The organism is Dyella sp., assembly GCF_036568765.1.
GTDB lineage: Bacteria > Pseudomonadota > Gammaproteobacteria > Xanthomonadales > Rhodanobacteraceae > GSA-30.
In genome coordinates, this window is record NZ_DATCRY010000004.1 from 1 (window position 1) to 8,907 (window position 8,907).

10 protein-coding genes are annotated in these 8,907 nt (G+C 62.6%); 7 read left to right on the top strand and 3 right to left on the bottom strand.

All coding sequences use genetic code 11. The features are described from left to right. The 3 genes from VIM98_RS00325 to VIM98_RS00335 all read left to right on the top strand — a co-directional run. A partial coding sequence (locus VIM98_RS00325) for an AbrB family transcriptional regulator (protein WP_331991089.1) occupies nucleotides 1-554 on the top strand: 554 nt, incomplete at its 5' end. 11 nt (nucleotides 555-565) lie between these two features. Then, on the top strand, nucleotides 566-883 hold the full coding sequence (locus VIM98_RS00330) for a hypothetical protein (RefSeq protein WP_331991090.1): 318 nt from the start codon (nucleotides 566-568) through the stop codon (nucleotides 881-883). Between the two features lie 49 nt (nucleotides 884-932). Continuing rightward, nucleotides 933-1,517 carry a TetR/AcrR family transcriptional regulator gene (locus VIM98_RS00335; protein ID WP_331991091.1) on the top strand — a complete coding sequence of 195 codons (585 nt, stop codon included), beginning with the start codon at nucleotides 933-935 and terminating at the stop codon, nucleotides 1,515-1,517. A 49-nt stretch (nucleotides 1,518-1,566) separates the two neighbouring features. On the opposite strand, the gene VIM98_RS00340 is transcribed toward VIM98_RS00335, so the two are convergent. Next, entirely contained in the window at nucleotides 1,567-1,818 is a 252-nt protein-coding gene (locus VIM98_RS00340; protein ID WP_331991092.1) for a hypothetical protein, read from the bottom strand. Between the two features lie 307 nt (nucleotides 1,819-2,125). Continuing rightward, nucleotides 2,126-3,535, bottom strand: coding sequence for a type I glutamate--ammonia ligase (glnA, locus tag VIM98_RS00345; RefSeq protein ID WP_331991093.1), 1,410 nt, complete (start codon nucleotides 3,533-3,535; stop codon nucleotides 2,126-2,128). A 294-nt stretch (nucleotides 3,536-3,829) separates the two neighbouring features. Between glnA and VIM98_RS00350 the strand changes: the two genes are divergently transcribed. Genes VIM98_RS00350 through VIM98_RS00360 form a run of 3 tightly spaced genes read left to right on the top strand, consistent with a single transcriptional unit; the run spans nucleotide 3,830 to nucleotide 7,016 of the window. After that, complete coding sequence (locus VIM98_RS00350; RefSeq protein ID WP_331991094.1) at nucleotides 3,830-4,624, top strand: undecaprenyl-diphosphate phosphatase; 795 nt, start codon at nucleotides 3,830-3,832, stop codon at nucleotides 4,622-4,624. Between the two features lie 3 nt (nucleotides 4,625-4,627). Then, nucleotides 4,628-5,425 carry a hydroxyethylthiazole kinase gene (gene thiM / locus VIM98_RS00355; protein ID WP_331991095.1) on the top strand — a complete coding sequence of 266 codons (798 nt, stop codon included), beginning with the start codon at nucleotides 4,628-4,630 and terminating at the stop codon, nucleotides 5,423-5,425. Nucleotides 5,426-5,468: 43 nt separating this feature from the next. Then, entirely contained in the window at nucleotides 5,469-7,016 is a 1,548-nt protein-coding gene (locus VIM98_RS00360) for a winged helix-turn-helix domain-containing protein (protein ID WP_331991096.1), read from the top strand. A 3-nt stretch (nucleotides 7,017-7,019) separates the two neighbouring features. Here the strand turns inward: VIM98_RS00360 and VIM98_RS00365 are convergent, their stop codons facing one another. Then, nucleotides 7,020-8,153: a serine hydrolase gene (locus VIM98_RS00365; protein WP_331991098.1), complete on the bottom strand. Its 1,134-nt coding sequence runs from the start codon at nucleotides 8,151-8,153 to the stop codon at nucleotides 7,020-7,022. 251 nt (nucleotides 8,154-8,404) lie between these two features. Here VIM98_RS00365 and VIM98_RS00370 point away from each other — a divergent pair. Further along, on the top strand, nucleotides 8,405-8,907 hold a 503-nt coding region (locus VIM98_RS00370; protein ID WP_331991100.1), incomplete at its 3' end, for a class I SAM-dependent methyltransferase.

Genomic DNA, 8,907 nt, shown 5'->3' on the forward strand with positions numbered 1-8,907 from the left:
CATCGACGCCGGATTGGCTGGCTCCCGTGCATGCGTGGCCTCTGATCCAAACGCTGGCGCTGGCGGTGGGCGGCACGGTGCTCGCACGCTTTTCGCGCATTGCCGGCGGCCCGCTGCTGATTCCCCTCGTGCTGGGGGTGCTGCTCAGTCACCTGGGTCTGATCGCGATCGAACTGCCGCCGTGGCTGCTGGCGCTGGCGTATGCCTTCGTCGGCTGGGGCATCGGCCTGCGCTTCAACCGCCCGCTGCTCAAGCACGTGGCCCGCGCGCTGCCGCGCGTAGCAGCATGCACGCTGGTCCTGGTGTTGGTGTGCTGCGCCATGGCCTATGGCTTCGTAGTCTTCGCCGGTATCGACCCGTTGACCGCCTATCTCGCTACCAGCCCCGGGGGCGCGGACTCGGTGGCGATCATCGCCGCATCGACCCATGTCGATGTGCCCTTCGTGATGGCCATGCAGACCGCGCGTTTTGTGGCGGTAATCTTTCTCGCACCGCGGATGAACCGGTTTCTCGCCGATCGCGCTGTGCCATCGACCTCGATCGATTCACCGTAACGGAGCCATACATGCATCTGGTTGCCGCTTTCTTTGCTGGTGCGTTTTTGTGCAACTGTCTGCCCCACGTGGCCGCTGGCCTGCAGGGTCACGGTTTCCCGACGCCTTTTGCCAAACCGCGCGGAGTGGGTTTTTCGTCGCCGACGATCAACATGTTATGGGGCGCGGCCAATCTGGTTGCCGGGCTGCTTCTGCTCTCCCGATCCGCCATCGCAATCGGCTGGAATCTCGATTTCGGCGTCATGCTGGCTGGCGGCCTGGTGCTAGGGCTCTATCTCTCGCGCCACTTCGACCGGGTAATGCGCGAACGCGCGTCCAGCGACCACTGAGCTCACAGGGGCCTATCATCGATCCATAGGCATGCCGGAGCCCCAAGCCATGAAAGTCACGCGCGAACAGTTCGCCGAACACCGTGAACGCATCCTCGAAGTCGCCAGCAGCTTGTTTCGTGAAAAAGGGTTCGACGGTATCGGTATTGCCGACATCATGAAGGCAGCCGGGCTCACGCATGGCGGCTTTTATCGCCACTTCGCCTCCAAGGACGACCTGATCGATCAGGCCAGCCGGCGGGCGTTGCTTCAGGGGGCCGCGCATTGGGAGCGCATCATCGGGGACGGCAATCCGGCGCCGGCCGCACTCGCGCGGTTGCTGCAAACCTATCTGTCCGAAGCGCATCGCGACGCCAGCGGCAAGGGCTGCACGATCGCCGCACTCGGTGTCGATACGTCGCGCCAGCAGGGGGCCGTGCGTAAGACCTTTGCGCAAGGCCTGGAAGCATTGGTGGAAAAAATCGCTGCGCTGCTGCCGGAACGCGCTCGCGCCGCGCGCCGTCGCCGGGCGCTGGCGGTATTCGCGCAAATGGTCGGTGCGCTGGTGATGGCACGGGCCGTCGACGACCCGGTGTTATCGAAGGAAATCCTGACCGCGGCCGCATCCGGGTTGGATGCGCGCGGCGCCGGCTAGCCGCCGCATCGATGGGATGCAGCGGCTGACGGCAAGGCGCGAGGCCTGATTACTCCTCGTCTTCCTCGTCCTCTTCTTCGTCTTCCTCGAAGGCATCTTCGGTGTCGACGCGCGAGAAACCCTCGATCTCGTCGGCAAAGACGATCTTGTTGTCCTCGGCGCACATCGGGCGCACGCTGCGCGTGCCGTTGCCTTCGACCAGAGCGAAGCACACGACCGGCTCGGCGCTTTCGCCGCCGTCCACGTCAAAGACGGCTACCCAGCCGGTGGCGGGCATGATCTGCAGGATTTGGTTGGACATGGCGTTTCCGTTTGGCTGAATCGTCTAGCTTGCCTGTCCGATACGGGAGCTGCAAGCCACGGCGCACCGGTGTGACCGCCCGCCCAACGTAATCCGCGAAGATGACAGGAAGCATCTCAAGATGAGGCAGCCGGGTTGTCTTCCGCGCGGCTACTCGGAGCGAAACGCCACGGTTCTATGCGCTTTTTCCCTTGTCGGTTTTCGGCGGCCGACGACCATCGAAAAGATCGCGATAGGCACGAGGATCGGCAACAAAAAGGCACGGGCGCTTTCGCGCCCGTGCCTCGAACCTGCAAGATCCGCGACCTTAGATCGCGTAGTACATCTGGAATTCCAGCGGATGAGTGCTGGCGCGGTAACGCGTGACTTCCTGCATCTTCAGCGCGATGTACGCATCGATGAAGTCGTCGGTGAACACGCCGCCGGCCTTGAGGAAGTCGCGATCCTTGTCCAGGGCTTCGAGCGCGGCGTCGAGGCTGGAGCAGACCTGCGGGATGTTCTTCTCTTCTTCCGGCGGCAGGTCGTACAGATCCTTGTCGGCCGGCGCACCCGGGTCGATCTTGTTGATGATGCCGTCCAGGCCGGCCATCATCAGCGCGGTGAAGGTCAGGTAGCCCGACTGCATCGGGTCGGGGAAGCGCACTTCGATGCGGCGACCCTTCGGGCTCGACACGAACGGAATGCGGCAGCTGGCCGAACGGTTGCGCGCCGAGTAGGCAAGCATCACCGGTGCTTCGAAGCCCGGCACCAGGCGCTTGTAGCTGTTGGTGGTGGAGTTGGCGAAGGCGTTGATCGCCTTGGCGTGCTTGAAGATGCCACCGATGTACCACAGCGCCGTCTGCGACAGACCGCCATACAGGTCGCCCGCGAACAGGTTGACGCCGTCCTTGGACAACGACTGGTGCACGTGCATGCCGCTGCCGTTGTCGCCGACGATCGGCTTGGGCATGAAGGTGACCGTCTTGCCGTTCTGATGGGCGACGTTCTTGATGACGTACTTCATCGTCATCAGCTCGTCGGCCTTCTTCACCAGCGTGTTGAAGCGCGTACCGATTTCGCACTGGCCGGCGTTGGCCACTTCGTGGTGGTGCACTTCCACCACCTGGCCCAGCGACTCGAGCACCTTGCACATGTCGGCGCGCAGGTCGCCCAGCGAATCGACCGGGCTGACCGGGAAATAGCCGCCCTTCACGCCGGGGCGATGGCCGCTGTTGCCTTCGTCGTACTTGAAGCGCGAGCTCCAGGAGGCTTCCTGCGATTCGATTTCATAGAACACGCGGCCCATGTCGTTCTGCCAGCGCACCGAATCGAAAATGAAGAACTCCGGCTCCGGACCGAAGAACGCGGTGTCGGCCAGGCCCGTCGACTTCATGAAAGCCTCGGCGCGCTTGGCGATCGAGCGCGGGTCGCGGCCATAAGCCTGCATGGTGCTCGGCTCGAGCACATCGCAATGCAGGACCAGCTGCGTGTGCGCGCTGAACGGGTCGAGGTAGGCGGTATCCGGGTCGGGCAACAGGACCATGTCCGACTCGTTGATGCCCTTCCAGCCGGAGATCGAGGAGCCGTCGAACATCTTGCCGTCTTCGAAAGTGGACTCGTCGATGGCGTGGGCCGGGAACGTGACGTGATGGTGCTTGCCGAGCATGTCGGCAAAACGCAGGTCGACGAACTCGACCTCGTGTTCCTGGATCAGGTCGAGCACTTTCTGAGCGGTCATGGACAAAACCTCAACGGGGCAGATGGATACGATGCGCTGTGCTTAGCAACCCGCGTGCCAGCGTTGGGCGCGCATAGAAATCAAGACCTTATCATAGATTCACGCCCGTTTCGATGACGGGTTACGCACTCAATTGGTGCATGCGATGCACCATGATGGAACCATTCCAGTCAAGATCGAAAACGGTCAGTTCTTCGCTTATTGCCAGCCTCCCGCCAGATTTCCCCCGTAAGCTATGCCGCTTCATAGCGGGGCCGATACCCGCGCTTGTCCGCACGTAAGGAGCCGTACCTAGTGAGCGATCTGATCAACGTCATCCTGCTTGGCATCATCGAAGGGATTACCGAGTTCCTGCCCATATCCAGTACCGGGCATTTGTTGATCGCCGAGAAGCTCGGCCTGGGCGAGCGCTCGGATCTGTTCAATGTCGGCATTCAGGCCGGTGCGATCCTCGCGGTGACGTTCATCTATTGGAAGCGGATCTGGCAGTTGTTCACCCATCTGGGCGACCGTGCCAATCGCGATTACCTGGTCAAGCTGATCGTGGCGTTCCTGATTACCGCGGTGCTTGGCCTTGTCGTTACGCATTACGGCTTCAAGTTGCCCGAGACGATCACCCCGATTGCCTGGGCGTTGGTCATCGGCGGTTTCTGGATGATCGGCGCCGAAGCGGTCGCCGCGCGTCAGGCCGATCGCTCCGAAGTGACCTGGCCCGTAGCCATCGTAGTGGGCATCGCCCAAATGGTGGCGGGCATCTTCCCGGGCACCTCGCGTTCGGGCTCAACCATCTTCGCCGCCATGCTCGCCGGCACCAGCAATCGCGCGGCGGCGACCGAGTTCTCTTTCCTGGTCGGCATCCCGACCATGTACGCCGCTACAGGCTACGAATTGCTCAAGGTGCTCAAGGGTGGCGGCGCCGCCCATGAAGACTGGACCGCGCTGATCGTCGGCTTCATCGTTTCGGCCATTGTCGCCTTCATCGCAGTGAAGTGGCTGCTGGGCTATATCCGCAGCCATCGCTTCACCCTGTTCGCGGTCTATCGCATCGTGCTGGGCGTAGCGCTGCTGCTGTTCATGCGCGGCGCCTGATATATGAGCGACACGGCCTATCCCCTCGACACCATGACCGCCGCGCTGCATGCGGCGCGTCAGCGCTCGCCGCTCGTTCATTGCATTACCAACTTCGTGGCGATGAACATGGCCGCCAATGCCGTGCTGGCCATCGGCGCATCGCCGGCGATGGTGCACGCGGAGGAAGAAGCCGCCGAGTTTGCCGCCATCGCCGACGCCTTGACCGTCAACATCGGCACACTCTCCTCGGATTGGCTGGCCGGCATGCTGGCTGCAGCCACCTCGGCACAGCGCAACGGCAAACCCTGGGTGCTCGACCCGGTCGCACATCAGGCCACGGCGTTTCGCCGCGAGGCGACTGCCCGCTTGCTGGCATTGCGCCCGGCCGCCATACGCGGCAACGCCTCGGAGATACTCGCCTTGAGTGGCGGCGCGAGCCGCGCACAAGGCGTGGACAGTCGCGATGCGGTCGAAGTCGCCGAAGAAGGCGCCGTACGCCTGGCACGCACGCTTGGCACGGTGATCGCGGTCACTGGGGAAGTCGATTTCCTTACCGATGGCGAACGCAGCCTGCGCTTCGCCGGCGGCTCGCCCTGGATGCCACGCGTCACCGCGATGGGTTGCGCACAGACCTGCGTGATGGGCGCGCTGCTGGCGGTGCTGCCCGGACAGCCGTTCGAAGCGGCCGCCACCGCGCTCGCCATGTTCAAGCAAGCCGGCGAACGCGCCGCGCGGGATGCGACCGGCCCCGGCTCCTTCCACTGGCGCTTCATCGACACGCTCGCCGCCATCGACGAATTGCAGCCGCGCGCACCCTAGGGACCCGCGGCTACCATAGCGACCGTCGCCCGGATGGCCGCCTATGCATACCTCGCAACGCTACCGACTGCTCGACCTTTCCATCGATCTCGTGCGTCAGCGCGTCGAACGTGACGGTCTGCCGCTGGACGTGCAGGGTCTCAGTTTCCGCCTCCTGGCCTGTTTGCTGGCACACGGCACCGATGTCGTGTCATTCGATGCGCTGATCGAAGAAGTCTGGTCGCCCGCCGTCGTCGGCGAGGAGACCGTGACGCAACGGGTGAAGTTGCTGCGTCAATCCTTGGGCGATGACGGGCGACAGCCTCGTTACATTCGTTCCGTACGCGGACGCGGTTACCGGCTATGCGAACTGCCGCTGGCCATTGCCGACGCATCGACGGCTCGACGGCGCAAGCTTCCCTGGCTGCTTGCGGCCGCCGTCGCCGCGGCTGCCTTGGCAGGCGGTGGCTGGTATGCATTACGCCACCGCAGTCCGATACCGCCCAGTCCGGAGCAAGAACTCTTGCAGCGGGCCGCCTATTACGCGGGCATCGGTCAACGCGACAACAACGAACGCGCCATTGGTTTATATGAGCAAGCACTTCGACTTTCTCCCGGCGACACAGCCGCGAAGCTCGGCTTGAGCCGTGCATACAGTGCGCGCGTTTGCCTCTATAACTTTCCTTACGAATGGACGCAGCGTGCGCAAGCGGTGGCCGAATCGATCGCTCGGACCGATGCCGGCAATGCTAATGCATGGTCGGCGCTGGCTTATGCCTACGATTGCCGGGGCCGGATCGGACCGGCCATCGCGGCCTATGAACGCGCGGTGGCATTGAATGCACGTGACGACAACAGCCGCGCTTCGCTGGCGTATCTGTATCAGGAACAAGGCCGGATTGCCGATGCGCTCCATGCCAACTTGAGCATGCACGGCGACGGCTCGAAGGTGCGGTTCCGCGAGGTGCAGATCGCCGCGGAGCTGGATTTGCTCGGTTTTCACGATGCTGCCGAGCAGCGCTTCCGGCGCAGTTTCGAGCTGGCTCCCGATAATGTGTTTTCCAATATTGCCTGGCCCAGGCACCTGCTCCTGCAAGGGCGCTTCGCCGAAGCGCAGGCTGCGCTCGATCGGGCGCTGACACGCAATACGCCACATGTCGGCCTTTATGTATTGCAAGGTGAGCTGGCATTGCTGGGTGGCGATCGTGTCGCAGCCAAGGCGGCTTTCGATGCGGCCGTCGCCCTGCGCCCACAAATGAGCTTGCCGCAAACGCTTGCTGCACTCCATGCCGATACACCGCCCTCGGCCGCATGGCTGGATCGGCGTATCGCGGCCATGCAGGCGTTGCCTCCATCCGATGGCTATCCCTCGGACCGGCTGGAGCTGATGCTGCTGCAATGGGCGCGCGGCCAGCACACCCAGGCTATGGATACGCTGACCGCCGCCGTACGCGCCGGCTATGCGGATCGCGCCTATCTGCAAACTTCGCCGCTATTCCACCCGATGGCGAACGAACCGGCGTTCGCTGCCGCCATCGACGCCATCAGCCAGCGCCTGGCCGCGCAGCGTGCGCAAGTGCAGGCCGCCGACTGGCGACCCACCGGCTTGTAACGCTCAGTTCGGCAAGGCCTTGAGGATGTAGTCGCTGAAGATCTTCTGCGACTGCGGGTGCGCATAGCGCTGGTTATAGGCCGTGCTGGTCACGACGGCCACCAGATGCTCGGCCGGCATCGTAAAGACGTAATTGCCGCCATTGCCCGACATTGCCCACACCGGCTGGTCCCGGCCGTGCGCCTTGAAGTGGAAACACCACCACAGGTAACCATAATCGGCATCCTCGCGTGCTTGTGCATGCACGGAAAGCATCTGCCGCATCCAGGCTGTGGATATCACCTGACGTCCTTGCCACCGCCCTTCATCGAGTGCGAGCTGGCCGAACTTGGCCAAGTCCCGGCTGCGATAGCGGGTCCCGCCACCGCCCATGCCGACGCCCAACGGCGAAACGTTCCAATGCGAGTCGGCGATTCCCAGGGGCCTTTCCAGCGCTTCGGCGGCAAAGCTCGCCAACGGCTTCTTCGTCGCCCGCTCGACAATGGCGCCGGCAACAAAGGAGCCGGCCGTGCAGTAGGAAAACGAACGGCCATGAGGGCTATCTGCCGGCTTGGTCATCCATGGCGCGAAACCCTTGATGGGCAAATCGAGGGCGAACTGTAACCAATCCTCGGTGACATACATGCGCTCCTCGTTGCCGCTGGAAAAGGCGTTGTCGTCGTCGCACTCCCATAGCGAGCTCATGGTCAGCAAGTCCTCCAATGCGATGGCCTGCTTGCGCGGATCCGGGTGCTGGACGGGCTGCTTGTCTGGAAAGTAGCTGTAGACCTTGGCGTCCACGCCGGGAATCAGCTTGCGGTCGATCGCGGCCCCGACAAGCAGGGCCGTCAGGCTTTTACTGGCCGAGCGGACATCGTTCAGCGTGTCCGCATTGGCTCCGTTGAAGTAAGCCTCGTAGACCAGTTTGCCGTCGCGAACAACGACGACACTGGCGATGTTCTTGAAGGTGCCGTCGGTAACTGCTGCTTCAAGGGCAGCGAAGCGGCCGGTGTCCCAGCCCTCCGTGCGCGCATCGGCCGACGGCCAGCCGCCTCCAGGAGCGGGAGGCCGATAGTCGGCAGCTGTCGCAAGCGGTACGACAAAGAAGGCGAGGCAAAAAGCAAGGCGTCGCAGAATTGAGCTGGGTTGAACTGACATGGGCATCGCTCCTTATGGGAGCGCGCAGCTCAGCAAGGGTGCGAATGAAATGCCTGACGGGCGAATGAAGAATTCTGAAGCCCGCTTTCCACCCCCTCGACATGAAAAGCGCCAGCCTGGCCTTGCAGCAGGCCTGCGCACGAAAGGACCTATATTGACCTTTCTCCATGCTAGATTCAGAAGTTAGGGTGGTTTGCTCGCCTCCTGCAAACTGGATTAAGTAGCAATAAGTACTCACGGAGATGTACGAGATGTTGAACTCCATCGCCTGCCGGCACGCCGATTTTTCGCTTCCCTGGTACAAGGATCGCGAATCGGAGTTGAAGATTCGCGAGATCTACAGAAGCCATTCCGCAGCCCAGGTCGAATTCGTCAATCGCAAGTTCTGGGAATGGTGCGTCATCATGCAGGCGCTGCAGGAACGCTCGAAGCTCATCGAGGGCTCAGTGGGACTGGGTTTCGCCGTCGGGACCGAGCCGCTATCGTCGTTATTTGCGGCCAAAGGCTGCCGCGTTCTCGCTACGGATCTGGACGTCGAAAGTTCGGAGCAGGGCTGGATCGCCACGAACGAACACGCGGCATCTAAAAACGCACTCTACTATCCACAACTTGTCGCCAGAGAGATGTTCGACGATCGTGTGTCCTTTCAACCGGCAGACATGCGTACGCTGAACGGGCTGTCCGGCAGCTACGACTTTATTTGGAGCTCCTGTGCACTGGAACATCTCGGAACGCTGCAGGCGGGCATGGATTT

Excerpts from the sequence above, each read along its gene's own strand:
- VIM98_RS00365 (WP_331991098.1), bottom strand. The coding sequence starts at position 8,153 with ATGTCAGTTCAACCCAGCTCAATTCTGCGACGCCTTGCTTTTTGCCTC.
- VIM98_RS00330 (WP_331991090.1), top strand. The coding sequence starts at position 566 with ATGCATCTGGTTGCCGCTTTCTTTGCTGGTGCGTTTTTGTGCAACTGT.
- VIM98_RS00335 (WP_331991091.1), top strand. The coding sequence starts at position 933 with ATGAAAGTCACGCGCGAACAGTTCGCCGAACACCGTGAACGCATCCTC.
- thiM (WP_331991095.1), top strand. The coding sequence starts at position 4,628 with ATGAGCGACACGGCCTATCCCCTCGACACCATGACCGCCGCGCTGCAT.
- glnA (WP_331991093.1), bottom strand. The coding sequence starts at position 3,535 with ATGACCGCTCAGAAAGTGCTCGACCTGATCCAGGAACACGAGGTCGAG.
- VIM98_RS00340 (WP_331991092.1), bottom strand. The coding sequence starts at position 1,818 with ATGTCCAACCAAATCCTGCAGATCATGCCCGCCACCGGCTGGGTAGCC.
- VIM98_RS00360 (WP_331991096.1), top strand. The coding sequence starts at position 5,469 with ATGCATACCTCGCAACGCTACCGACTGCTCGACCTTTCCATCGATCTC.